Source organism: Baekduia sp. Peel2402 (genome assembly GCF_052567285.1).
On the sequence record NZ_CP199582.1, the window covers coordinates 5,487,627 to 5,510,984 of the forward strand.

A 23,358-nucleotide genomic window follows, 5' to 3' on the forward strand; every position below is an offset into this window, starting at 1 on the left:
GGGCTTGGACCGAACGTCGAACCATTTCCTCCACGGGGCCAAGATCTCGCGACGTCCATGCATCTAGCGTCGCAACCTTGCGCACCGACCTGCACTTCTACGCCACGGCGGCGATGCCCGACGCCGGCGCGGGAGCCCCCGCACCCCTGGATCGCCGCGTCTCTAACGACGACGTCATCGACACCTACGAGTCGCTGCAGGGCTGGGCGAAGCTGGCCGACGAGCTCGGCTACGACACGCTCTGGCTGACCGAGCACCACTTTCAGCACGAGGGCTACGAGGTCACGCCGAACCTCGTCCTCTTCGGCCTGCACCTCGCGAACATCACCAAGCGTCTGCGCCAGGGTCAGGCCTTCAACGTGGTCCCGACCTGGCACCCGCTGCGCCTGGCCGAGGACTTCGCCGCCGCCGACCTGCTGACCGGCGGGCGCATGGTCTTCGGCGTCGGCCGCGGCACCGTCCCGCGCGAGTCGATGACGCTCGGCGCGCCGGTCGCCTCGGGCGACAACGCGATGTCCAAGGAGCTCGACGCGATCAACCGCGAGCGCTTCGAGGAGGCGATGGAGGTCATCCAGCTCGCGTGGACGCAGGAGCGCTTCAGCTACCACGGCAAGCACCACGACTACCCGCCGGCTGGGATCCCGGATCGCGGCGCGACGGTACAGGAGCTCACGCTCGTCCCGCGCCCGAACCGCCCGATCGAGATCTTCCAGCCGGTCAGCTCGCCGCGCACGCTCAGCTACGTCGCCCAGCAGGGCTTCCACGGCGTGTTCGCGCTCGCGTCGCCGGACCGCATGAAGCGCTCGTGGGACCTGTTCGCCGAGGAGGCCGCGAAGGTCGGTCGCGACCTCGCGCCCGGCGAGGCGCGCGCGATGCAGCTGATGGTCCACGTCGGCGCCACGACCGAGCAGGCGATGGACCGCGTGCGTCCTGGCCACGACGAGTACGTGAAGTTCTTGTCGCCCTACGGGCGCTTCGGCCAGTACGACGGGACCGACCTGCCGTTCGACTACGCGCCGACGCTGGAGGAGACGCGCGCCGCGCGCGCGATGGCGGTCGGCTCGGTCGAGGACGTCGTCGAGGTGCTCGGCGAGTTCCGCGACAAGTTGGATCTCCAGCACGTCCTGCTGTTCCCCGAGTTCCCGGGCCTCACCCGCGAGGAGATCGACGAGCAGCTCGTGCTGCTCGCCGAGGAGGTCATGCCGCGGCTCGGGGTCGAGCTGACGGCTGCCGCGCAACGATGAGCGCGTGCCCCAAGATGATGGTCCACGGGCCGTGCGGCGGAGTGCAGCCGGACGGCGCGTGCGAGATCGGCGGGCGCCGTTGCGTGTTCCTGGCCGATCCGAGCGGGCCACTGAGCCAAAGGATCCCCGCGCCCGAGCGCGCGCCGTTCTCCCTCGGCGCCCGTGAGCTGATCGCGCTTTGGGACCGTCGCCCGATCATCACGGTGGAGTTGACTGCCGCGCCGCTGGACGTCGACGCGCTGCGGGCGAGTGCCGCCGCGGTGGCCGGTCACGCGGACGCCGCCCTGCTCGGCGACGCGCCGTGGGCGCGGGTGCAGCTGCCGCCGTCGCTGCGTGCGCAGGTCGTCGCGTCCGAAGGCGTGCGGCCGTGGGCCTCGCTGAGCTGCCGGGATCGCAACCGCGTCGCGCTCGAGGGCGACCTGGCGGGGCTGGCGGCGGTCGGCGTCCCGGCGGTCCACTGCGTCACCGGCGACCACCCGCTGCTCGGCCATCGGCCCGACGCGACTCCGGTCTTCGACCTCGACTCGACGCGGCTGTCGTCGCTGGCGGCCGAGAGCGGCATGTTGGTGTCGGTCGCCGAGTCACCGAGCGCGCCGCCCAAGGCCCTGCGTCCGGCGCGGATGGCCGCCAAGGCAGCGGCGGGCGCGCACGTCTGCTTCGTCAACCACGCCGCCGAGCCGGGCGAGGTGGAGGAGTTCGTCGGTGCGCTGCGCGAGCTGACGCCTGGCGTGCGCTGCATCGCGTCGGTCCCGCTGGTCGTCAGCGAGAAGGGCGTCGAACGGCTCGCGTCGTTCATCCCTGGCGCGGTCGTGCCGGTCGGCGCGCTACAGGCGACGATCAGCGGCGACCCGGTCGGCGGCGCGGTGCGCGTTGCGGTCGAGCGGGCGGAGGCGCTGCTGGAAGTTGATGGGGTCGATGGCATCGACCTCTCGGCTGCGGCCGGGCCGGGGGAGGAGCTGCAAGTTGCAGGCGCCTTGGCCCTTGCCGCTTCGGCACTCGGCGGCGGGAGCGCGGCGTGACGATCCTGCTGCGTGGCGGGGTGGATGTTTCGGGGGAACGGGTGGACGTCCGCTGCGATCCGACCACGGGGCGGATCGCGGCGGTCGGCCCCGACCTCACGCCGGCCCCGACTGACGCGCTGCTCGACTGCTTCGACATGGTGATCTTGCCCGCGCCGGCCGAGCCGCACGCGCACTTGGACAAGGCCTTGAGCGCGGCCGCCGCGCCCAACCCGGCCGGGGACCTGGAGGGCGCGATCGCGGCGTGGCACGCCTACCGCCCATCGCTGACCGAGGAGGAGATCCTCGGCCGCGCTCGCGCCGCCGCGCACGAGCTGATCGCGCACGGCACGACCGCGATCCGCACGCACGTCGACGTTGGGCCCGGGATCGGGCTGCGTGGGATCGCGGCGCTGCGGACGCTGCGCGAGGAACTGGCCGAGCAGCGCTTGGCGCAGCTCCAGATCGTCGCGCTGATCTCACCGCCGCTGACCGGGCCGGAGGGCGAGGAGAACCGCATGTTGTTGGCGGCGGCGCTTGAGGCGGGCGCGGACATCGCCGGCGGCTGCCCGCATCTCGACCCGGATCCGGTGGCGGCGACCGCTTGTGCGCTGGATGCCGCCGAGGCCGCGGGCGCGCCGGTCGACCTGCACACCGACGAGACGCTCAACCCGCGCATGCTCGCCGTGCGCGACCTCGCGCGGATGGTCGTCGAGCGCGGGTTCGTCACTGGCGCGGTCGCGTCGCATTGCGTCGCGCTCGGCGTCCAGCCGTCGCACGTCCAGGAGACGGTGGCGCGCGAGCTGGCCGAGGCCGGCGTCGCGGTCGTCTCGCTGCCCCAGACCAACCTGTACCTGCAGGCGCGCGGCGACGCGGTGGCGCCCGCACGCGGGATCACGGCGATCCGGGCGCTGCTCGACGCGGGCTGCGTCGTGGCCGGCGGCGGCGACAACGTCCGCGATCCCTTCAACTGCGTGGGCCGCAGCGACGCCTTGGAGACCGCCGCGCTGCTGGTCGCCGCCGCGCACCTGACGCCCGAAGAGGCCTATGAGTTGGTCAGCGCGGGCGCCCGCGCGGCCATGGGCCTGCCCGCCGTCGCGCTCGTCCCGGGCTCGCCCGCCGAGCTGATGGCCGTGCGTGGCGCGTCGCTGGCCGACGCGATCGCCCGCGGCTCCGAGCACCGCTACGTCATCCACGCCGGCCGCTGCGTCGCCCGCACCGAGGTGCGTGGCGCGCTGGCGCCCCTGTCCACCGTCCCCTCGCACCCGGTATTCACATGACCAGCCAGACCCTTCCGTCCGCCACCACGACCGCCGCCGGGCTGACCTTCGACTCTGTGGCCATGCGCTTCCCGGACGGCACGCAGGCCGTGCAGGAGGCGTCGTTCTCCGTGACGCCCGGCGAGTTCGTGTCGATCGTCGGCCCGTCGGGCTGCGGCAAGTCCACGTTGTTGAAGATCACCGCCGGGCTGCTGGACGCGACCGGCGGCGAGGTGACGATCGGCGACGGCAACCTCGGCTACGTCTTCCAGGACGCGACGCTGCTGCCGTGGCGCACGGTCCGCGGCAACGTCGAGCTGCTCGGCGAGCTGGAAGGGATGGGGAAGGCCGAGCGCCGCACCGCCGCCCAAGAGGCGATCGACCTGGTGGGGTTGAACGGCTTCGAGGACAAGTACCCCAAGTCGCTGTCGGGCGGCATGAAGATGCGCGCGTCGCTGGCGCGGTCGCTGACGCTCAAGCCCAAGACCTTCCTCTTCGACGAGCCGTTCGGCGCGCTGGACGAGATCACGCGCGAGCGGCTGAACGACGAGCTGCTGGCGCTGTTCGAGCGCGAGCGCTTCGCCGGGCTGTTCATCACCCACTCGATCGCCGAGGCGGTGTTCCTGTCGACCCGGGTGCTGGTGATGAGCGCGCGACCGGGCCGGATCGTCGGAGACTTCCCGGTGCCGTTCGCGTATCCGAGACGGCCGGAGCTGCGGTTCGAGCCGGAGTTCGCGGAGCTGTCGGGCCGCGTCTCCGAGGCGTTGCGGGGGGCCTTCGCATGAGCGCTCTCCCAACGGACGCCGTGACCGCGGGCGGTAGCGCCGCCGAGGCCGCGCCGACGGCGGTGGGCGGTGCGGGCGGGCGGATCGCGCTGCGCGAGCGCGGTGCGTCGCTGGCGAGCGTCGTGATCCCGCCGCTGCTGGTCTTCGCCGTGGTGATCGGCGTGTGGATCCTGGCGTCGCAGGTCATCCTCGCCGAGGACAAGCGCTTCTTGTTGCCGCCGCCGTGGGCGGTCGTTGACGTCGCGCTGCTGGACGGCCACAATCGCGCCGAGCTGTTCACGGGCCTGTGGCTGACGACCAAAGCCGCGATGGTCGGCCTGCTGCTCTCGATCGTGGTCGGCATGGGGATGGCGATCGCGATGTCCCAGGCCAAGTGGGTCGAGCGGTCGTTCTACCCCTACGCGGTGGTCCTCCAGACGATCCCGATCCTGGCGATCGTCCCGCTGATCGGCTTCACGCTCGGCTACGACTTCTCCAGCCGCGTGCTGGTCGTCGTGCTGATCGCGCTGTTCCCGGTGATCACCAACACCTTGTTCGGGCTGCTGTCGGTCGACCAGGGCCACCACGACCTGTTCTCCCTGCACAAGGGCGGGCGGGTCACGCGGCTGCTCAAGTTGCAGCTGCCCGCCGCGATGCCCGCGATCTTCACCGGCCTGCGGATCGCCGCGGGCGCGTCGGTGATCGGCGCGGTCGTCGGCGACTTCTTCTTCCAGCAGGGCACGCCGGGCATCGGCGTGTTGATGAACACCTACGCGTCGGAGCTCGAGTCCGAGCGCCTTTACGCCGCGGTGATCTTGTCGTCCTTGCTCGGCATTGCCGTGTTCCTGGTCGTCACGTGGCTGGAGCGCCGCGTCGTCGGCCGCTGGCACACGGCGACGCGCGGCACGCGCTGATCCCCTGACCCCTTCCCCCAAGCACGCACGCACACAGACCATGGAATGGAGCCCATGACCTTCAGGTCCAACCGCATCCCGTCGCTGTTGATGGTGCTCGGCGCTTCCGCGCTGATCGCCGCCGGCTGCGGCAGCGATGACGACAGCAGCAGCGACAGCGGCGCCGCGTCCACGACGGCCGCGACGACCACGACGGCGGCCTCGGCCGATGCGTCGGCGTCGCTCAAGGGCATCTGCCCGGACACCGTCGTCGTCCAGACCGACTGGAACCCGGAGTCCGATCACTCCGAGGTGTACGCCTTGGCGTCGCCGGACGGCACGTACAACAAGTCCAAGAAGTCCTACACCGCGCCGCTGATCTCGCAGGGGAAGGACACGGGCGTCAAGATCGAGATCCGCGCCGGCGGTCCCGCGACGGGCTTCCAGAGCCCGACGCAGCAGATGTACGTCGACAAGGACATCCTGCTCGGGTACGTCAACACCGACGAGTCGATCCAGAACTCCAAGAAGCTGCCGACGGTGTCGGTCATCGCTCCGCGCGAGAACTGGGCGCAGGTGCTGATCTTCGATCCGTCCAAGCACGACTTCAAGACGATCGCCGACATCGGCAAGACCGACACCAAGGTCCTGTACTTCAAGGCCAACGTGTACATGGACTACCTGGTCGGTGCCGGGATCCTGAAGAAGTCGCAGGTCGACTCGTCCTATGACGGCAAGCCGGCGCGCTTCGTGACCTCGGGCGGCAAGCTCGTCCAGCAGGGCTTCATCACCGCGGAGCCGTGGCAGTACGAGAACCAGGTCAAGGCGTGGAAGAAGCCGGTCTCCACGCTGAAGATCAGCGACTCGGGCTACCCGAACTACGGTGAGACGATCGCCGTGCGCAAGGAGGACGTGACCGCCAAGGCCGCGTGCCTGAAGAAGCTCGTCCCGATGATCCAGCAGGCGCAGGTCGACTACGCCAAGGACCCGTCGACGGCCAACGGCATCATCGTCAAGGCGGTCGAGGAGTACAACAACGGCTGGGTCTACCCGGCCGAGCTGGCCGACTACGCCGCTAAGGCGCAGGTCGACAACGACATCATCGGCAACGGCGCCGACGACACCCTCGGCAACATCGACGAGGCCCGCGTCCAGAAGATGATCGACATCGTGTCGCCCATCTACAAGAAGAACAACATCAAGATCGCCGACGGCCTCGCGCCGAGCGACCTGTTCACGAACGAGTTCATCAAGCAGGGGATCGGCCTGTAGATGGACGTCGCTGTGGCGCAGCCCGGGATCGACTTCCGCGATCCCGGGCTGCCCCGGCGGCTGCACACGGCGTTCCGGGGGTTGCCTCCGGTGGTGCGGCTGCGGGAGGGGTATTGGTTCGTGACGCGGTACTCCGACGTCGCGGAGTTGTTGAAGGACCGGGTGCGGTGCGGGACGGACATCCACCGCGTCCGGGGCTATGACGCGGTCCGCCCGTTCGGCGCGGGCAGCGCGCTGGAGCGCTTCCAGGAGGGGCTGCTGATCAACCTAGAGGGGAGAAGGCACCGTCAGGTACGAGGTGCGTTCACAGAGCCGTTCACGCGGGCGGCGGTGGAGGCGTCGATGACCGAGATGGTGGTCGATCTCGCCTCCTCGCTTCTCGCCGACTTGCCCGACGACGGTGAGGTCGACTGGGTGCGCGCCGTTGCCAAGCCTTTGCCGGCCGCGGTCTTCCGCCGCCTGTTCGGCTTGCCGGAGGAGGACGCCGACGAGTTGATGGAGCTGCTCCATCACGACACGGTCGCGATCGACGTCTTGTTGGACCCCGCGATCCTGTCGCCGGACGACCTCCGGCGTGGCCAGGAGGCGATGCTCGGGCTGGTGACGTACCTCGAACGGCTCGCGGTTCGCCGCCTGGAGGAGCCGGGGGAGGACCTGTTGTCCTGGCTCTGCGCCGCCTATCGCGAGGGCGTCCTGTCGTGGGATGACGTGCTGACCCAGGCGATGGAGTCGCTCGCCGCCGGCACATCCACGACCCAGACGTTGTTGTCCGGGATGGTCGAGGCCTTCGCCGCGTTCCCGGACCAGTGGGACCGGTTGCACGCCGACCCGTCGCTGCTGCGGCCCGCGGTCGAGGAAGCGCTGCGCTACGTCTCACCGGCGTTGACGATGGGCCGCGTCGCCCTGACCGACTTCGACCTCCACGGAGCGCCGATCCGCGAAGGCGACGTCCTCCAATGCGCTGTCCTGGTTGCCAACCGCGATTCCGCCGCCTTCCCGTCGCCCGACGCCTTTGACATCGCGCGCTCGCCCAACCGCCACGTCGCCTTCGGCGGCGGCGTTCACACCTGCCTCGGCGCCCACGTGGCCCGGTTGGAGGCGCGGGAGGTCCTGTCGCGCGCGGTCGCGCGATGGTCGCGGATCGAAGTGGTAGGAGAGGGCGAGTTGCACCCCACCTTGATGATCAGGACCTACAAGTCGCTCCCCGTCCGTCTGGTGGCCCGCGGGTGATCGTCGCGGGCGTCGACCTGCTCGTCGCGCCGAGCGACCTGCGTCCCGGCGTGGACGTCGTGATCGAGGGCGGCCGCGTTGCCGCCATCGAACCGGCCGCGGGACCGCGTGGCGGCGACGACGTCCTCGACGGCCGCGGCCTGCTCGCGGTCCCGGGCCTCGTCAACGCCCACACGCACTCGCCCGAGAACCCGATGCGCGGGCTCGGCGACGGGCTGGCGCTGGAGCCGTGGCTGGCGCGGCTGATGGGGGAGTCCGGGCCGTACTCGGAGGAGGACCACTACTGGTGCGCGCTGGCGACCGCGGCCGAGCTGCTGCTGAGCGGCTGCACGTCCGTTCTTGATCATGTCGGGATGACGCCGATCCGCGACGGCGGCTTTGACGGCGTCATGCGCGCCTATCGCGACGCGGGCATCCGCGGGGGCATGGCGCCGCTGTTCAGCGACCACGACTACACGGCGGACCTGGCACGGTCGCTGGGCGTCTCCGGGGTGGGCGAGACGCTCATTCCCCAGCAGGTCCCGGCGGTGCCGACGCCCGAGGCGATCGCGCTGACCGAGGACGCGATCGACCGCTGGCACGGAAGCGAGGGCGGGCGGTTGCACGTGCTGGCCGGCGCCTCAGGGATCCAGTGGGCGTCCGAGGAGTTGTTGATGGGCATGGCCGACCTCGCCCGGCGGCGCGGCACGACGATGCAACTGCATGTTCTTGAGACGCGCGTCCAGGACGCCGCCTGCCGCGCACGCTTCGGCGGCGGGAGCGGCGTCGCCGCGCTGGACCGCATGGGCGTCCTCGGCCCCGACGTGTCCATGGCGCACTGCGTCTGGCTCGATGACAAGGACATCGCCTTGATCGCCGAACGCGGCGGCGTGGTCGTCCACAACCCGGCCGCCAACACCCGCCTGCGCTCCGGCCGCGCCCGCGTCCTCGACCTCCTCGCCGCGGGCGTTCCTGTAGGGGTTGGCACCGACGGCGCAGCGTCGAGCGACGACCAGCAGATGTGGTTCGCCATGCGCCTCGCGTCGCTGCTGCACCGCGGCCCCGACGAGGCCTACGTCTCCTCGCCCGAGGCCTTGTCCATGGCCACCACCTCCGGCGCCCGCGCCCTCGGTGTCCCTGGCCTCGGCACCCTCGACATCGGCGCCCCTGCCGACATCGCCCTCCTCGACCGCACCACCTTCGGCCTCGCCGGCGCCCGAGAGCTCGAAGCCTCCCTCGTCCTCTCCGAGACCGGCACCTCCGTCCGCCACGTCCTCGTCGCCGGCGACCTCGTCATCAAAGACCGCCTCCCGACCCGCTTCTCCATCTCTGACGTCCACGCCGCCATCGCCGAGCAACGCACCCGCCGCCTCGCGGTGTCCCCAGCGCCCGAGCACCCCGCCACCCTCGCCCGCATCGAGGCAACCCGCGCCGCACTCGCCGCCCGCGACGGCCGCCGCTATTTCGCCTGATTCAGGCGCAGATTCGTTGGCACCAGAACCCTAGGGTCTCCCCGATGGGAGGCAAGCTCGGTCGGGTGCCGTCGGCGACGTGGATGGTCGAGTACCACCCGGATGCGGTTGAGGAGCTCCAACGGTTGCGCGACAGGCAGAACCAGCGTCGCGTGCTGACGATCGTGGGCATCCTGCGTCAGATCGGGCCGAAGATCACAGAGCCCCATTCGAAGTCGATCGCGGGTGCCGTCAAGCTCTACGAGCTCCGGCCGGGTGGAGGGCGAACGACGATCCGGCCGCTGTACTTCCGCTTCGACGACAGGACGTTCAAGGTCGTCGCGCTGGCGCCAGAAGCGATGACTGACCCGGCGGGGTTCCGCGCCGCTGTGGAGCGCGCTCAACAGCGCGCACGTCGCGATTACGGTCAGGAAGTGTAGATCTCGCCTGGTCCATCGATAACAACTGTGTTATCGTCTCGGCAGACACGAAAGGAGACGAGCACATGGCTGGGAAGACCAAGAAGGACATGACGCACGGCGAGGTCGTCGCTGCGGCGCTCAACCTCGATGGCGCGTTTCGGAGCGAGTGGGAGCGTCTGGCGCCCGCGCGGATGGTCGCCGCGAAACTGATCGAGTATCGATACGACCACGATCTGAGCCAGCGGGATCTCGCGACGCTGATCGGCGTCAAGCAGCCGCAGGTCGCACGCTGGGAGTCGGGTGAGTCCCTGCCCCGGCCGGAGAGCCTGGTCCGGCTCGCTGGAAAGCTCAGCATCGAGTTCGTCTTCAGCTACGCGCCTGCTGATCGTGAGCCGAAGCAGATCACCCGCAAGACCTGTGAGACGGCGGGCGCCTATGCGGAGGGCGATGGCGTCGCTCGCTTCGCAGCTGTCGCTCGCTAGGTCCCTGCCGCCGCGAGGTTGAGCGCGATCCAGCGCTCCATTGCGGCGTCGACCTGGTCGCGGTCGCCGGTGGCGAGGAGGTCGAGGAGGAGGCCGCGGGTGACGGCGATGCCGAGGCGGGCTTGGGCGCGGGCGGTGGGTTCGTCCATGCCCATGGCCATGTTGATGGGGATGACGGGCTCGATCCAGGAGTCGACGATGCCGTCGAAGAGCTCCTCGGTGCCGGGGCGGCCCTGAAGGGCTTGGCCGTAGAGCTCGAAGAAGAGGCGCTCGTTGGGCCAGAGGTTGGGGTCGCTGATGTGCTTCCACCAGGCGCGCATGGCGCCGGCGGGGTCGGCGATCGGGTCGGGCATGACGGAGGGAAACGTCGCGCGCTGGTGGCGCTCGACGGCGCGGATGACCTCGACCCATAGGCCTTCCCGGGAGCCGAAGTGATGGATCAGCATCCGATGGCTGCTGCCGATCGCGGCGCCGAGCTCGCGCAAGGACAGGTCGGTGATCCCGCGCTGGGAGATGTGCGTGATCGCGCGCTGGAGGAGGTCCTCGCGGGCGTTGACTCGGGGCATGAAGGAAGTGTACCGTGTGGTACATGACCCCTCGACCTGTCTCCGTTTCCATCGACGTGCCGCAGCCCCGTGCGGACGTCTACGCCTACCTCGACGTGATGGCCAACCACGAGCCGTTCACCGACCACATGCTGACCGACTGGGAGTACTCCGGTCCGGCGAGCGGCATCGGTTCGAAGGCGCGCGTGAAGTCGTCCTTCGGCGCGCTGACCGACACCGCCGACATCGAGGTCGTCGCGGCCAGCGCGCCCGCGCTGATCGTCGAGCGCAACGTGTCGGCCAAGGGCCGGCGCGTCGCGACCGGCACCTACACCTTGGACGAGCTACCCGACGACGACGGCGGTGGGACGCGCGTGACGTTCACGTACGCCTGGGAGAAGGCGCCGTTGCCGGATCGGGTGCTGGCGCCGGTCGTCCGGTCGGTGCTGAAGCGCGGGAACGCCACCGCGATGACGCGCCTGCGCGAGCGCCTGGCTGGCGGCGTCGTCGCTCACTGAGGATCACGCGCGCCGCGTTGCGCCCGGGCGCGCCGGAGACGCCCGCGCCCGGGAACGTCCCGCTGCCCGTGAGGTAGAGCCCGGGGACGGGCGTGGCGTAGCGGGTCAGCTCGCGGTCGCGGCCGAGCAGTGCGGCGAGCGGGCCGCCCGCGAACGAGGGCGCGAAGCCAGCGGGCATCGAGAAGTCGCGCTCGTAGTCCTCAGGGCCGACCAACCTGAAGCGCTTGACCGCGGCCAGGAAGCCGGGCTCGCAGAGGGAGGCGAAGGCCTCGAGCCAGCGCTCGGGCTCGCGGCTCGCCGCCCAGCCGCCGTTCAAGCGGTAGGGCGTGAACAACACCTCCAGGCTGAAGGTGTGGCCGTCGGGTGGCGCGACCGTCGGGTCGACGACGCTCGGCACGTTGGACAGGAACAACGGGCGCTCGGCGACGCCGCCGCGCTGCGCGGTCTCGTGGGCGGCGAGGATGCCGTCGAGGCCAGGCGCGACCACCATGGTGGCGTTGAGGACCTCGTCCACATCGAGCGCCTGCAAGTGCTGGGGGTTGATCCCGCGCGGGCGTGGGAGCGCGCCGACGACCGCGTCGACCTTCGACTCATAGCCTTCGCGAACGGGCCGCGCACGCCAGCGGTCGAGGAGCCCGCGGGCGGCGGCGGGCGGCGCGTGCAGCAACTCCAACAGCGTGCGGCGCGGGTCGCTGGCCGAGACGACCGCGTCGGCGGCGATGCGCGTGCCATCGTCCAGCCGGACGCCCGTGGCGCGGCCGCCGTCGCAGGTGATCGCGGTAACGCGCGCGCCGGTGCGGATCGTGCCGCCGTGCGCGGTCAGCGCGCTGGCGAGCGCGTCGGTCAGCGCGCCCGAGCCGCCGACCGGCCGTCCGACCGCGGTGAGATGGCGCAGCGCGTAGCCGAGCGCGCCGAGGCCGGTTCCGGGCTGTTGGGGTGGAAGGCCCCAGACCGCAGGGCCGGTGGTGGAGACGGGGCCGAGGAGCGCGTCGGAGGTGAAGTAGTCCTTCAACACGTCGGCCGCGCTGCGGCGGCTCAGCTTCAGCAGCGCGCTTAAGCCCCGGCCGCGAGCGCGTGCCAACCGTGTCGCCACGCCGCCGACGGTCGGCACCCCGCCGGTCATCTCCATCACCAACCGGGCGGCGGGGAGGAGGTCGGCGACGTACCGGCGATAGCCATCGACTTGATCCGGATGCGTCAGCGCCAGCGACTGCAGCGTCCGCTCGACCTCGGTGAACAGCAGCCACGGCGCCTCGCCGCCCCACGGCATCGCGAGATGCGCGGGGTCGAGGTCGATGTAGGACAGGCCGTGCGCGGCGAGGTCCAGGTCCTCGATGACGCCGGTCTCGCGCACGAGCGCGTGGTCGCAGTTGCAGATGTTGACCCGCGCGCCGTCCAGGACCTCGACCGTCGACGCGCATCCGCCGACGCTGTCGCGTGCCTCCAGGACACAGACGTCGACGCCCTCGCGTGCAAGGTAAGCGGCGCAGGTGAGGCCGTTGTGGCCGCCGCCGACGATGACGACCTCGTGGCGCGCGGCGATCGTCACGCGACCGCTCCGCGGCGGGTGGCGAGGAGCGCCGTGAGACGCTCGGCGAGCGCGCGCTCGTCGGTGCCGGTCAGCGCGCCGTCGCGCACCACGACGCGCCCAGCGACTGCGACGTGGCGCGGACGGCGGCCGGGCGAGGCCCACAACAAGCCCGCGACCGGGTCGGCCACGCCCGCGTCGGCGACGCCGGTCAGGTCATAGACATTGAGATCGGCGGCGGCGCCGGGCTCCAGGTGGCCGAGCTCCGGCCGGGCGAGGCCGGTCGCGCTGCCGCGGGTGGCCATGGTCAGAGCTTCTAGGGTCGTGAGCGGACGGCCGGAGAGCGGGGACGCCTGGAGCGCGAGACGCGCGTCGGCCAGCAGGTGGCCCGCGTCGTTGGAACCGCCACCGCTCGTTCCAAGGCCGACAACGACACCCGCGTCGAGCAGCGCGCCCGCAGGCGCCAGGCCCCAGCCCATCGGGAGGTCGCACCCGGGCGCGTGCGTCGCGGTCACCCCGCAGGCGGCGACGAGCGCGATCTCCTCGTCGGTCACCTCGCAAAGGTGCGCGATCGTCACGCCCGGTTCCAGCCAACCCCAGTCGCGCAGGAGCTCCAGTGGGCGGCGGCCGTAGCGCTCTTCCGCTGCAATCACATCAACCTGCTCGTTGGCCTGGGTACGACGCACGAGCCCGTGATGCAGCGCGACCTCGCGCAGCGCCTCGAACGTCGCGCGGCCGTCGCTGTGCACGCCTGCTGGCCCGACCGCGAGGCCGACCATCCCGTCCGGCGCTACCGCACCGCCGACAAAACCGGCCAACGCGTCGGCAGAGGCCGCGGCGGTTTCGGCGTCGTCGCCGGCGGTCCCGCGTACGAAGACCAGCCGCGCGCCGAGCGACCGCGCGGAGAGGACGACGGCTTCGGCCATCCCGAGGTGATCGGCGTCCGCAGGCCAGGTGAGGTGGTGGTCGGCGACGGTCGTCACGCCGTTGAGCAAGGACTCGGCGAGGCCGACCGCAGCCGCCGCGCCGCACAGCTCCGGGTCGATGCCGATCGACATGTAGGCGCCGTTCATGACGGCGAGCCACTCGCGCATCGGCACGCCGCGTGTGCCGGGAAGCGTGCGGAAGGCGGACTGCAAGAGGTGGTGGTGGGCGTTGACTAAGCCCGGTGCGACGAGGCAGCCTCGCGCGTCGATGACCACTGCTTCGCCGGGCCCGTCGAGCGATGGGCCGACCGCCGCGACGCGCCCGTCCGTGACGAGGACGTCGGCGTCGTGCAGCGTGCGCTCGCCGGTCCACACAACCGCCGCGTTCTTGACGAGCAGCGCCTCGGTCACCGCGGGAACTCGAACGCCGCGACCTCGGCCAGCGCGTCGCCGACCGACCGCTTAATGCCCTTCCACAACCGCGCGCCGCGCTCGGCGGACGCCAGCGTCGGGTCGCCGATGACGCCGTTGGCGGCGAGGTCATCCGACGACCAGCCGAACGCGACGTCGCCGCCGAACTTCACGCGCTCGCGTGCGGCCATCGCCTCGGGCACCGACCGGGTCGCCAGCGACATGTCCACCAACTCGGGCCGCAGGTGCAGGACGATCGACGTCTCGTCGCGCCCCGCGTGCACGCCCATGCCCAACTCGTCGTCGTCCTCCGTCGCCCCGCCGCTGTCGCGCGGCTGCGACGGGTGCAGGAGGAACGTCATCAGCCCATGCGCGACCCGCAGCTCGCGGTTGGCAACCGCCAGCAGCGCGGTGTTGCCGCCGTGGCCGTTGAGGAACGCCAAGCGCTTGGTTGGCAGCGTCGCCACGCAGCGCCCGAGGTCGTCCAACACCGACAACATGGTCTGGGAGCTGAGCCAGATCGTTCCCGGCGCCCATGCGTGCTCGTTGGACTTCGTGTAAGCCAACGGCGGCAGCAGCCACAGGTCGAGCTCGTCACCGCGCTCGTCCACGAGCGCCTCGGCCAGCGCATCAGCGATCAGCAGGTCGGTGGACAACGGCAGGTGCGGCCCGTGTTGCTCGATCGCACCGACAGGCTGGAGCAGCACGGAGGACGGGGTCAGGCGATCGAGGACCTCCGGAGCACGGAGGTCGGCGAGGCGGCGGGAGCCACCGCTCATCGATCGAGCACCAGCGTGATCAGACCCCACGCGGGGAACGGCGAGGTGTAGGTCTTGCTGAGCGGGTCGGCGTCGGCGGCGCCCGGCACTGGGTCATATGTGTGGTTCTCACCACGGAACGAGACCTGTGACAACGCCGGGAACTGCGCCAGTAGCCGCACGCCCATCTCGTGCACGAGCTGCTGGATCGACTCCGAGACGAAGTCGTCGAAGGTGCCGAGCACGACCTTCAGGATCTCGGCGTCGGCCACGTGCCCCGCGTCGCTCAAGGCGTCCGCCGGATCGCCGTACTTCCAGTGCACGTCGAGGTGGATGAACAGCGGCCGGTCGAGGCGTTCGGGCAGCGTCGTGTCGTCGTCGCGCGCGAACTTCGTGAACGCGCTGCCGGTCGTCTTCAGCAGCCGCAGGCCGAGGTGCCCGGCGCGGTGGTCGGCGAGCGTGATCCCGCTCTCCGAAGACTGCGCCAGCTCGATCTCCACGACCTCGTGGTCGCCGTCCACACGCCGGAAGAGCCGGCCGGTCTCCTTGATCCACGGCTGCTGCACCGCCCACAGCCGCAATCCCTCCATCTCGGGATAGGTCTTCAGGAACCCGACGCCCAGGTCGTACAACAAGCCCTCGAACGTCCCGCCGCCGTAATCGTGGGCGCGGCGCAGGATCACGTTCTTCATGGTGTCGGTCGCTACGACCGACGAGTTGTCGCCCTCCGTGTAGGCCGGGAGGAAGCCCTGGCCGAGGACCTCCATCGAGACGTCGGCGGCGAGCAGCTCCTCGCCGCGGACGAGGTGGACGGGCACCGAGAGCTTGCCGTAGGAGATCTTGGCGTCAGGCAAGTGAGGGTCCTTCCTCGACGAGGTCCGCCAGGCGCAACGCCGCGATCTTGTAGATCTCGGTCAGCGCCGTGCGCTCCTCGTCGTCAGGTTCGTGGTGGTCGAGCCGCTCGCGCGCGGCGGCGATGATCGTGTCGGCCGTGTGCTCGCGCGCGCACACGATGAAGGGGAAGCCGAAGCGCTCGCGGTAGGCGGCGGTCAGCGCGAGGACGTCGGCGTGCTGCTGCGGGGTCAGGCGATCGAGCCCCGCCGCGACCTGCTCGCGCGCGGACTCCGGCGTCAGCTCGCCGGCGATCGCGGCCTTGCCGGCAAGGTCCGGATGGGCGCGGATCAGCGACAGGCGCGCGTCGGGCGGCGCAGTGTCCACGACGCGTGTCATCGCGACGTGCAGAGCGTCCACCGACGCCCACGGCCGCGTGTCGTACGCGGCATCCGCGATCCACGGCGAGTCCTCGAAGACGCCGCCGAACGCCGCCACGAAGGCGTCGCGGTCGAGCGATGCCGCGTCGTCAATGCCCAGTCGCCGGTGACCCCGGTCGGCGACCCGGCCGCGCGCAGCGGGCGGGTCGTTCGTCATACGTCCCGCACCTTATCTGGGCTGGACGCGGTTGGTAGGTTTCCGGCACTGAGCGTCCTACGACCCACCACTCTCGACGACGCCCTCGCGGCGCGTGTGACGCACCCGGAAGCGGTGGTCGTCGCCGGTGGGACGGGCGTGCTCGTGGAGCTGAACGCGGGGCGGATCGATCCGGCGCGGTTCCTGGATCTGTCGCGGGTAGGGGAGCTGCGGGAGTCCGGCGGGCGCAGTGGCGGCGTCGTGCGGCTGGGTGCGATGACGACGTACACCGACGTGCTCGAGCGCCATGCCGACGAGCTGCCGGGGCTGGCGCAGGCGGTGGAGACGATCGCGTCCCGTCAGCTGCGCAACCGGGCGACGGTCGCGGGCGCGCTGGTGATCGGGGATCCGTCGTCGGACGCGCTGGCGGCGCTCGGCGCGGCGGGGGCTTCCGTGATCGTCGCTTCGGTACGCGAAGGCGAGCGGGCGATCCCGGCGCACGCGTTCGTCACGGCACCCGGCGAGTGCGACCTCCGTGCCGGTGAGCTGGTCGTCGCGATCGACGTGCCGGTCGCCGACGGGCCCGTCGCCTACGCGAAGGCCGGTGCGCGCAACGCGATGGCGCGCGCGGTCTGCGGCGTGGCGATCGCGCTGCACACCGACAAGCGGCGCGCCGGTGTCTGCGTGGTGGGCGCCGCGCCGACCGCGATCCGGCCCGACGTCGCCGAGGACCTGATCGCGGCGTCGTGGGACGACCTCGCGGGTGCCGCGTCGCGCTTCGGCGCGCTGGTCGGCGCGGCGGTGGATCCCGCGGCTGACGCGCGCGGCTCGGCCGAGCACCGGCGCCACGTTGCGTGCGTGCTGGCCGCGCGGGCACTGCGGAGGGTGGCGGCATGAGGCTGACGGTCGACGGCACCCTGCACGAGGTCGACGACGCGCACGCCGGGCAGTCGCTGCTGCGCGTGCTGCGCGACGTGTTGAACATCACCTCCGCCAAGAACGCCTGTGAGCAGGGCGAGTGCGGGTCGTGCACGGTGTCGATCGACGGCGAGATCCATACGGCGTGCCTCGTGCTCGCCGCGCAGGTCGATGGCGCGCGGGTGGAGACGGCGGCCGCGGGCACGGACGACGCCGGGCTCGACCACGTCCAGGAGGCCTTCCTCGCCGCGGGCGCGGTGCAGTGCGGGTTCTGCACGCCGGGGTTGATCGTGGCCACCCGCGACTTCCTGCGGCGCAACCCCGACCCCTCCGAGGCCGACATCCGCGAAGGGCTGAACGGCAACCTGTGCCGCTGCACGGGCTATGCGAAGATCATCGAAGCGGTGAAGCACGCCGCGCGGGAGGGGACGACGTGATCGTCATCGAGGGCTGCGCGATCGCGACGGTGGACGACGCCCGCCGCGAGATCGACAGTGGGCACATCGTGGTGGAGGGCGGGCGGATCACCGCAATTGGATCGGGCGCCGCTCCGGCCGAGGTGCGCGCGAACGCGACGCGCCGCATCGACGCGCCCGGCCGGCTCGCTACACCGGGCCTCGTCAACTGCCACCACCACCTCTACCAGCACGCCACGCGCGGCTACGCGCAGGAGGCGACGCTGTTCGAATGGCTCGTCGCGCTCTACCCGGTCTGGCAGCACATCGACGACGCGACGGTCGCGGCCGCGGCGCGCGCCGGGCTGGCGCAGCTCGCGCGGTCGGGGTGCACGACGTCGACCGACCACCACTACATCTTCCCCAAGCACGCCGGAGATCTCCTACAGGTCGAGATCGACGCGGCGCGCGCGATCGGCATCCGCTTCCACCCGTGCCGCGGCGCGATGGACCTCGGAAAGTCGGCCGGTGGGCTGCCGCCGGACGATGTTGTCGAAGATCGCGATGCGATTCTCGCCGCGTGTGCCGAGGCGATCGACCGCCACCACGACCCGTCGCCGGGCGCTCACGTACGCATTGCCTTGGCGCCGACGTCGCCGTTCTCCGTCACCGGCGAGCTGATGGCCGAGACCGCAGCGCTGGCGCGGGCGCGCGGCGTCCGCCTCCACACGCACTTGGCGGAGACCGACGACGAGGAGAAGTTCTGCCTGGAGCACTTCGGCGTCCGGCCGCTGGACTACCTCGACGGACTGGGCTGGCTGGGGGAGGACGTCTGGCTCGCGCACTGTGTCCACCTCGATCACGACGAGTGCGGGCGGATGGGCGCGACCGGCACGGGCGTCGCGCACTGCCCGACGTCCAACGGGCGCCTGGGCGCGGGCATCGCGCCGGTCCCGGCGCTGCTGGCGGCGGGCGCGCCGGTCGGGCTCGGCGTGGATGGGGCGGCGTCCAACGAGTGCGGTGAGTTGATCGACGAGCTGCGGGCCTCGATTGTTGTAGGCCGTGCCGCGCGCGGGCCGCGGGCGCTGACCGCGCGTGACGCGCTGGAGATGGCCACGCGCCACGGCGCGCGCTGCCTGGGCCGCGACGACGAGTTGGGGCACTTGTCCGTCGGCGCGTGCGCGGACATCGCGTTGTGGTCCTTGGACGAGGTCGGCTTCGCGGGGATGGAAGCGGATCCGGTCGCGGCGCTGGTGTTCGGGCCGACGCGCGCGGTCGACACGCTTCTGGTCGGCGGGGAGGTCGTGGTCGACGGCGGCGAGCTGCGCACGGCGGATCCGCTGACGTTGGCGGCCGACCTGCGCCGCGAGAGCGCGCGGATGCGGGAGCGCGTGGAGGCGTGACGCCGCAGCAGGGTGACCACTGGCGCGCGCAACACCCGCGGGCGGTTGAGCACACGGGGGCGGGGGACGCCGGGCAGCCCGCGCTGGACGAGGCGGTCACGCGCGACGGGCACGTCGGGGCGCGGCTGACGCGCTCGGATGGGCCCGCGAAAGTCACAGGGCGCTTCCCGTACTCGTCGGACCTGGCCGTCGAAGGCATGGTGTACGGGTCGACGGTGCGCTCGCCGCACGCGTCGGCGCGGATCGTCGGGATCGACACGCGGGCGGCGCTTGCGCTGGACGGCGTGCACGCGGTGCTGACCGCCGACGACGTCCCCGGCGACAAGTTGGTGGGCAACACGCTGCCCGATCAGCCGGTGCTCGCGTTTGACCGAGTGCGGCATCACGGCGAGCCGGTGGCGATCGTCGCGGCCGAGGACCCGGTCACCGCGCGGCGGGCGGCGGCGCTGGTGACAGTGGAGTACGAGCTTCTCGATCCCATCGTGTCGGTCGAGGCGGCGCTGGCTCCCGATGCCGTGGCGCTCCACCCGGGCGGGAACCTGTTGAAGGGCGTGCCGATCCTGCGCGGGGACACGTCCGTCGTCGGAGACGTCGTGGTGCGCGGCCGCTACGAGGTCGGCATCCAGGACCAAGCCTTCCTCGGCCCGGAGTCCGGGCTGGCGATCCCCGATGGCCGCGGCGGCGTCGAGCTGCAAATCGCAACGCAATGGCTTCATGTCGATCGCGACCAGGTGGCGGCGGGCTTGGGGCTGTCGGCCGACCGCGTGCGGCTGGTGATGGCGGGCGTCGGCGGCGCGTTCGGCGCGCGCGAGGATCTCTCGATGCAGCTGCACGCCTGCCTGCTCGCGCTGAAGACCGGGCGGCCGGTGAAGATGGCGTACTCCCGCGCCGAGTCGTTCGCGGGCGGCCACGTGCACCGCCATCCGGCGTGGATGGAGTACGAGCACCACGCCGACGCGGACGGGCGGTTGCTGCTCGTGCGCGCGAAGGTCGTGCTCGACGGCGGCGCGTACGCGTCGTCCTCGACCGCGGTCATCACCAACGCCACCACCTTGGCTTGTGGGCCGTACGCGGTGCCCAACGCCGAGCTGCTCGGGCAAGTCGTGTACACCAACAACCCGCCGTGCGGCGCGATGCGCGGGTTCGGCGCGGTGCAGGTTGCGGTCGCCTACGAGGGGCAGATGGACAAGCTGGCGGCGGCGGTCGGCGTGTCGCCGGTGGAGATCCGGCGACGCAACGCGCTGGGCGAGGGCGGGACGCTGCCGACCGGCCAGGCGGTGCGCGGGCCGGTGGCGACGGTCGCGTTGTTGGAGGGCTTGGAAGAGCGCCCGTTGCCAGCGCCGTTGGACGACGACCCTCGATCGTTGCCCGGCTCCTCCTTCCGCTCCGGCGACGGCGGCGCGTCGATCCGGCGCGGCGTCGGCTACGCGGCCGCGTTCAAGAACATCGCCTTCTCGGAGGGCTTCGACGACTCGTCCACCGCGCGGGTCACGCTGCTCGCCCGCGACGGGCGGCCGGTGGTCGAGGTCCACACGGCGGCGGCCGAGGTCGGGCAGGGCGTGATCGGCGTCCAGGAGCAGATCGCGCGGACCGAGTTGGGCGTCGCGGAGATCGACGTGCTCGTCGCCGACACGACGATCGACTCGGCCGGGAGCGCGTCGGCGTCGCGGCTGACGTGGATGGCCGGCGGCGCCGTGCGCGCGGCATGCGCCGCGGTCCGGACGGCGGCGCTGGAGCGCGCGGCTTCGCAGTTGGGGGAACGCGAGGCGACGTTGGTACTACGCGACGGTGCCGTCTGGCGCGGGGACGAGCGTCTGATCGAGGTGGAGGATTTGGTCGCAGGCGGGCCGATCGAGGCCCGCCGGACCTACCGGCACGCGCCGACCGAGCCGCTGGACCCGGTGACCGGCCAGGGCGACGCACACGCCGGGTTCGCGTTCGTGGCGCACCGCGCAGTCGTTGACGTGGACATTGAGTTGGGCCTTGCGCGGGTCGTCGAGCTGGCGTGCGCGCAGGACGTCGGCAAGGCCGTCAACCCCATGGCCTTGGAAGGGCAGCTCGAGGGCGGGTCGATCCAGGGCCTGGGCCTGGCGCTGAGCGAGGAGCTGCTGGTCGGCGACGACGGGCGCGTCCTGACCCAGTCCTTCGGCGCCTATCGGATCCCGACGATCGTGGACGCCGCGCGGGTGCCGTCGCTGGTCTTTGAGCTCGGCGATCCCGACACGCCGTACGGCCTGCGGGGCGTGGGGGAGATGCCGTCGCTGTCGTCGACCGCGGCGGTGCTCGCGGCGCTGCGCGACGCCACCGGGCGCGAGGTGACGCGCGCGCCGGCGCTGCCCGAGGATCTTGTCTTACATGAAGAAGGAGACGCATGACCGCCGCTGACCGCGGGACGCTCGGCCACGGCTACACCGTCGTGACGCCTGCCAACCACTACCCGTCGCGGCTGCCGGAGTTCGGCGACCAGCCGGTGGTCAAGCTCGTGACGCCGCGCCTGGCGCCGTCGCGAATCGGTCAGTACCTCGTGACGGTGGCGCCGGGCGGCGGCACGACCCGCCGTGTCGGCGCCGGCCATGAGCGGTTCTTCTACGTCTTGGACGGCAGCGTGACCGTGCTGACGTCCGCCGCGCCGGATGGCCGCTGGAGCCTGAGCGCCGGGGGCTACACGTACCTGCCGGCGGACATGGCCTATGAGATCCGCTCGACGGACGGTGCCCGCCTCCTGATCCTCAAGCGCGTCTACGAGGGCCACGCCGCCCACGACGCGCCGGGCGCGTTCTCCGGCCACCGCGACGACGAGCCGTTCGCGGAGACGCCCGTGCCCGGCTTCACCCGCCGCGAGCTGCTCCCGGTCGACGACCCCGCCTTCGACTTCGCCATGTCCTTGCTGCGCTTCGACGCGGGCGTGGGGTTGGACAAGATCGAGGTCCATGACGAGGAACATGGGTTGTGGATGACCGAGGGCGCCGGGTTGTACGTCTTGAACGGCGACGAGCACCCGGTCCAAGCCGAGGACTTCATCTACATGGCGCCCTACTGCCCGCAGGGCTTCACGGCGAGCGATTCTGGGCCCGCCGAGTACCTGTTGTACAAGGACACCTGGCGCGACGGGTTCTGAGCGCGCCGGATGTTCTTCTTCGTCGCCACGCTCGCCGTGGTGAACGGGATCCTCGCCGCGCGGCCCAGCGTGCCCCGCTGGGCTTCGCTCCTGCTGCCGGTCGCGATCGCGGTCGGCTACTACTTCGCGTGGCAGGACGAGAAGGACATCCACTACGGTGACCCGCAGCCGGACCTGATCAAGGCGGAGGGGATCCTGCTGGTCATCCTCTCCGTGATCGCGGTGGGAATGGGCTGGCTGCGCCGCTAGGCTCGTTCGTCATGGACGACGACCAGATCCGCAACCGCATCGAGGCGCTCGAGGCCGAGGAGCGCAAGCTGCGCGCCGAGGAGGGCGCCGCCGCCGAGACGGGCCACCCTGAGGTGATCGAGCGCGACGCCGAGCGGCTCGGGAAGATCAAGGTCGAGCTCGACCAGCTGTGGGACCTGCTGCGCCGGCGCGAGGCCGCCAAGCGGGCGGGCAACGACCCGGACGAGCAGCAGATGCGGCCGGAAGGCACCGTCGAGGGTTACCTCGGCTAGCGTCCGCCCATGGGCCTGAAGGATCGCCTTGGCTCGGCCAAGCGCTGGATGTGGTCGCCGATGACGGTGTGGATGGCCGACCAGGGCTGCGACAAGGTCGCGCACTCCGGCGGCGAGGCGATGGTCTACCTCGACGTCCGCGGCGAGGACGACGGCACGATGGAGCGCATCGAGGTCTACCTGCGCATGATGGGCTGGGCCTCCGACGGCAAGACCCGCTGGCCGTTGGCCGAGCTGCCCCCGGAGGTCGGCCGCCACGAGCTGCGCGTGACGCTGCCGACCGGCCTGCCCCCGGCTTGTGCTCAGTACGTGGAGTACTCGTTCGAGGCCGAGCTGCACCGGACCAAGGGCACCAACGACACGGCTGCGTCGATCGTCGACGTGGTCGCGCGGCCGGAGGATCTGTACTGGCCGGAGGGTCCGCGGTCCGGGCAGGACGGGCCGGCGGACGTGCGGATCGCGATCGAGTTGGACGATGACGTGGTCTCCGTGGGCTCCGCGCTCACCGGTCGAGTTGTCGTCCATCCCGTGCAGGAGCAGCGGCGCGGTCACGACGTGAAGTTGGAGTTCGGGCCGACGGTCGACACGCTCGTCCAGGTCGCGGGCAAGTCCCAGCCACAGCCGCGGGCGCGGTTTAAGCCGACGGCTGAGATTGAGCTTGCGGATCGTCGTCCGTTGGCCTCCGGCGAGCGCTTGGAGCTCCCGTTCAGCGTGGACGTCGCCGAGGGCGCGCCGCCGACGCTGCACAACGGCGGCCAGACGTCGGTGGTCTGGCAGGTGCGCGTGAGCTACGGCGATGCGGTCGCCTGGCGGCTGGTCGGCGTGCTGGATCCCGAGGCGCTGGCGGGCCGGCGCGACGAGCCGTCGCCCTCGCTGCTGAGCTTCTTGGGGTCCTTGGACACCGGGCGCTAGGCGT

The 23,358-nt window shown here is 71.5% G+C and carries 24 protein-coding genes and 1 pseudogene; 19 read left to right on the forward strand and 6 right to left on the reverse strand.

Features of this window, described 5'->3' with window-relative positions:
- Positions 1-77: 77 nt before the first annotated feature.
- From ACT01A_RS26685 to ACT01A_RS26730, 10 genes are all read left to right on the forward strand, one after another.
- The gene (locus tag ACT01A_RS26685) at positions 78-1,244 is read left to right on the forward strand and encodes an LLM class flavin-dependent oxidoreductase (RefSeq protein WP_445150150.1); all 1,167 of its coding nucleotides are present in this window, start codon (positions 78-80) and stop codon (positions 1,242-1,244) included.
- Positions 1,241-2,263 carry a methylenetetrahydrofolate reductase C-terminal domain-containing protein gene (locus ACT01A_RS26690; protein WP_445150151.1) on the forward strand — a complete coding sequence of 341 codons (1,023 nt, stop codon included), beginning with the start codon at positions 1,241-1,243 and terminating at the stop codon, positions 2,261-2,263. The genes ACT01A_RS26685 and ACT01A_RS26690 overlap by 4 nt, the downstream gene beginning before the upstream one ends.
- Positions 2,260-3,522, forward strand: coding sequence for an amidohydrolase family protein (locus ACT01A_RS26695; RefSeq protein WP_445150152.1), 1,263 nt, complete (start codon positions 2,260-2,262; stop codon positions 3,520-3,522). Before ACT01A_RS26690 ends, ACT01A_RS26695 begins: the two co-directional genes overlap by 4 nt.
- Positions 3,519-4,286, forward strand: coding sequence for an ABC transporter ATP-binding protein (locus tag ACT01A_RS26700; protein ID WP_445150153.1), 768 nt, complete (start codon positions 3,519-3,521; stop codon positions 4,284-4,286). The genes ACT01A_RS26695 and ACT01A_RS26700 overlap by 4 nt, the downstream gene beginning before the upstream one ends.
- Positions 4,283-5,179, forward strand: coding sequence for an ABC transporter permease (locus ACT01A_RS26705; protein WP_445150154.1), 897 nt, complete (start codon positions 4,283-4,285; stop codon positions 5,177-5,179). The genes ACT01A_RS26700 and ACT01A_RS26705 overlap by 4 nt, the downstream gene beginning before the upstream one ends.
- Before the next feature lie 54 nt (positions 5,180-5,233).
- Entirely contained in the window at positions 5,234-6,430 is a 1,197-nt protein-coding gene (locus ACT01A_RS26710; protein ID WP_445150155.1) for an ABC transporter substrate-binding protein, read from the forward strand.
- Positions 6,431-7,660, forward strand: a complete 1,230-nt coding sequence (locus ACT01A_RS26715) for a cytochrome P450 (RefSeq protein WP_445150156.1) — start codon at positions 6,431-6,433, stop codon at positions 7,658-7,660.
- A complete protein-coding gene (locus ACT01A_RS26720; protein WP_445150157.1) occupies positions 7,657-9,111 on the forward strand; it encodes an amidohydrolase family protein in 1,455 nt (484 codons plus the stop codon). Before ACT01A_RS26715 ends, ACT01A_RS26720 begins: the two co-directional genes overlap by 4 nt.
- Positions 9,112-9,176: 65 nt before the next feature.
- Positions 9,177-9,530, forward strand: a complete 354-nt coding sequence (locus ACT01A_RS26725) for a type II toxin-antitoxin system RelE/ParE family toxin (protein WP_445150158.1) — start codon at positions 9,177-9,179, stop codon at positions 9,528-9,530.
- Between the two features lie 89 nt (positions 9,531-9,619).
- Positions 9,620-9,994 (forward strand): helix-turn-helix transcriptional regulator, encoded by a 375-nt coding sequence (locus ACT01A_RS26730; protein ID WP_445150159.1) that lies wholly within the window; start codon positions 9,620-9,622, stop codon positions 9,992-9,994.
- Here ACT01A_RS26730 and ACT01A_RS26735 read toward each other — a convergent pair.
- Entirely contained in the window at positions 9,991-10,560 is a 570-nt protein-coding gene (locus tag ACT01A_RS26735) for a TetR/AcrR family transcriptional regulator (protein WP_445150160.1), read from the reverse strand. The genes ACT01A_RS26730 and ACT01A_RS26735 overlap by 4 nt on opposite strands.
- A gap of 23 nt (positions 10,561-10,583) precedes the next feature.
- Here ACT01A_RS26735 and ACT01A_RS26740 point away from each other — a divergent pair, with 23 nt between their 5' ends.
- The gene (locus tag ACT01A_RS26740; protein ID WP_445150161.1) at positions 10,584-11,057 is read left to right on the forward strand and encodes an SRPBCC family protein; all 474 of its coding nucleotides are present in this window, start codon (positions 10,584-10,586) and stop codon (positions 11,055-11,057) included.
- Positions 11,058-11,778: 721 nt separating this feature from the next.
- Here ACT01A_RS26740 and ACT01A_RS26745 read toward each other — a convergent pair.
- The 5 genes and pseudogenes from ACT01A_RS26745 to uraD form a co-directional block, all read right to left on the reverse strand.
- A pseudogene (locus ACT01A_RS26745) lies at positions 11,779-12,606 on the reverse strand (phytoene desaturase family protein); the annotation flags it as partial.
- A complete protein-coding gene (locus tag ACT01A_RS26750) occupies positions 12,603-13,922 on the reverse strand; it encodes an amidohydrolase family protein (RefSeq protein ID WP_445150162.1) in 1,320 nt (439 codons plus the stop codon). The gene ACT01A_RS26750 and the pseudogene ACT01A_RS26745, both read right to left, overlap by 4 nt.
- Positions 13,919-14,701 (reverse strand): creatininase family protein, encoded by a 783-nt coding sequence (locus tag ACT01A_RS26755; protein ID WP_445150163.1) that lies wholly within the window; start codon positions 14,699-14,701, stop codon positions 13,919-13,921. The genes ACT01A_RS26750 and ACT01A_RS26755 overlap by 4 nt, the downstream gene beginning before the upstream one ends.
- Positions 14,698-15,534 (reverse strand): hypothetical protein, encoded by an 837-nt coding sequence (locus tag ACT01A_RS26760; protein WP_445150164.1) that lies wholly within the window; start codon positions 15,532-15,534, stop codon positions 14,698-14,700. Before ACT01A_RS26760 ends, ACT01A_RS26755 begins: the two co-directional genes overlap by 4 nt.
- Positions 15,527-16,108 (reverse strand): 2-oxo-4-hydroxy-4-carboxy-5-ureidoimidazoline decarboxylase, encoded by a 582-nt coding sequence (gene uraD / locus ACT01A_RS26765; protein WP_445150165.1) that lies wholly within the window; start codon positions 16,106-16,108, stop codon positions 15,527-15,529. The genes ACT01A_RS26760 and uraD overlap by 8 nt, the downstream gene beginning before the upstream one ends.
- Before the next feature lie 96 nt (positions 16,109-16,204).
- Between uraD and ACT01A_RS26770 the strand changes: the two genes are divergently transcribed.
- The 8 genes from ACT01A_RS26770 to ACT01A_RS26805 all read left to right on the forward strand — a co-directional run bounded on the left by ACT01A_RS26770 (position 16,205) and on the right by ACT01A_RS26805 (position 23,354).
- Complete coding sequence (locus ACT01A_RS26770; protein ID WP_445150166.1) at positions 16,205-16,984, forward strand: FAD binding domain-containing protein; 780 nt, start codon at positions 16,205-16,207, stop codon at positions 16,982-16,984.
- Positions 16,981-17,442, forward strand: coding sequence for a (2Fe-2S)-binding protein (locus ACT01A_RS26775; RefSeq protein WP_445150167.1), 462 nt, complete (start codon positions 16,981-16,983; stop codon positions 17,440-17,442). Before ACT01A_RS26770 ends, ACT01A_RS26775 begins: the two co-directional genes overlap by 4 nt.
- Entirely contained in the window at positions 17,439-18,803 is a 1,365-nt protein-coding gene (locus tag ACT01A_RS26780) for an 8-oxoguanine deaminase (RefSeq protein WP_445150168.1), read from the forward strand. The genes ACT01A_RS26775 and ACT01A_RS26780 overlap by 4 nt, the downstream gene beginning before the upstream one ends.
- A gap of 83 nt (positions 18,804-18,886) precedes the next feature.
- Entirely contained in the window at positions 18,887-21,178 is a 2,292-nt protein-coding gene (locus ACT01A_RS26785; protein WP_445152873.1) for a molybdopterin cofactor-binding domain-containing protein, read from the forward strand.
- Complete coding sequence (locus ACT01A_RS26790; RefSeq protein WP_445150169.1) at positions 21,175-21,921, forward strand: hypothetical protein; 747 nt, start codon at positions 21,175-21,177, stop codon at positions 21,919-21,921. The genes ACT01A_RS26785 and ACT01A_RS26790 overlap by 4 nt, the downstream gene beginning before the upstream one ends.
- 9 nt (positions 21,922-21,930) lie before the next feature.
- Positions 21,931-22,170, forward strand: coding sequence for a hypothetical protein (locus ACT01A_RS26795; protein ID WP_445150170.1), 240 nt, complete (start codon positions 21,931-21,933; stop codon positions 22,168-22,170).
- A gap of 11 nt (positions 22,171-22,181) precedes the next feature.
- Entirely contained in the window at positions 22,182-22,442 is a 261-nt protein-coding gene (locus tag ACT01A_RS26800; protein WP_445150171.1) for a DUF2630 family protein, read from the forward strand.
- A gap of 9 nt (positions 22,443-22,451) precedes the next feature.
- Complete coding sequence (locus ACT01A_RS26805) at positions 22,452-23,354, forward strand: hypothetical protein (RefSeq protein WP_445150172.1); 903 nt, start codon at positions 22,452-22,454, stop codon at positions 23,352-23,354.
- Positions 23,355-23,358: the final 4 nt, after the last annotated feature.